Origin of the sequence: Caballeronia terrestris (genome assembly GCF_001544515.1) — a bacterium.
GTDB lineage: Bacteria > Pseudomonadota > Gammaproteobacteria > Burkholderiales > Burkholderiaceae > Caballeronia > Caballeronia terrestris.
The window spans coordinates 1-1373 of the sequence record NZ_FCOL02000413.1 but is presented as its reverse complement, the minus strand read 5'-3'; the positions used below and the strand labels follow the sequence as shown (position 1 = coordinate 1373).

The 1373-nt window shown below is 59.5% G+C and carries 1 protein-coding gene; it reads left to right on the top strand.

Features of this window, described 5'->3' with window-relative positions:
• Positions 1–1373, top strand: a 1373-nt coding sequence (locus tag AWB67_RS37870; protein ID WP_087660858.1) for a bifunctional 2-methylcitrate dehydratase/aconitate hydratase, incomplete at both ends; no start/stop codon positions are given.

The window sequence follows — 1373 nt, the reverse complement described above, 5'->3', positions numbered from 1 at the left end:
GTCGACTATGTTCTCAACTACCCAATCGACAGCACGCTCGCGCTCGACACTGCGCGCAACTGCCTGATCGATACGCTCGGTTGCGGACTCGAAGCCCTTTCCTACCCCGCCTGCACCAAGCTGATGGGACCCATCGTGCCGGGCACGATCGTCCCCAACGGCGCCAAGGTGCCGGGCACCCAATTCCAGCTCGATCCGGTCCAGGCCGCGTTCAACATCGGCGCGATGATCCGCTGGCTCGACTTCAACGACACATGGCTTGCCGCTGAGTGGGGCCATCCGTCGGACAACCTCGGCGGCATTCTGGCCACGGCTGATTGGCTGTCGCGCAACGCCATCGCAGCCGGCAAAAAGCCGCTGACGATGAAAGACGTCCTGATCGCGATGGTCAAGGCGCATGAAATTCAGGGCTGCATCGCGCTCGAAAATTCGTTCAACAAGGTCGGGCTCGATCACGTTTTGCTCGTGAAGCTGGCTTCGACGGCGGTCGTCGGGCAGTTGATCGGCCTCACGCGTGACGAGTTGATCAATGCCGTATCGCTTGCTTTCGTCGATGGGCACTCGCTGCGCACGTATCGGCATGCACCGAACACCGGTTCGCGCAAATCGTGGGCTGCAGGCGATGCGACCTCGCGCGCCGTGCGTCTCGCGTTGATCGCGAAGACCGGCGAGATGGGCTATCCGTCGGTTTTGACCGCTAAAACGTGGGGCTTTTACGACGTGCTCTTCAAGGGCAACGAGTTCAAGTTCCAGCGTCCGTACGGCTCGTACGTGATGGAGAACGTACTGTTCAAGATTTCGTTCCCCGCTGAGTTTCACTCGCAAACAGCGGTGGAAGCGGCGATGACGCTGCATACGCAACTGAAGCAGGCAGGCAAGTCTGTCGAAGACATCAAGAAGATCACGATCCGTACGCACGAAGCCGCGATCCGCATCATCGATAAAAAGGGTCCGCTCGATAACCCCGCCGATCGCGATCACTGCATCCAGTACATGATCGCCCTGCCGCTGATCTTCGGGCGTCTCACCGCCGCCGATTACGAAGACTCCATCGCGCAAGACGCACGCATCGATACGCTGCGCGCGAAGATGGAATGCATCGAAGACCCGCAATTCACGAAGGATTATTTCGATCCGGAAAAGCGCTCGATCGCGAACGCGCTGACCGTCGAATTCAACGACGGCTCGAAGTTCGACGAGGTGGTCGTCGAATATCCGATCGGACACAAGCGTCGTCGCGCGGACGGCATTCCGCTGCTCGTCGAGAAGTTCAGGACGAACCTCGCGCGCCGCTTCCCGCAAAAGCAGCAACAGGCGATCCTCGCGGTATCGCTCGATCAGGCAAAGCTCGAAGCGATGCCGGTCAATGAATA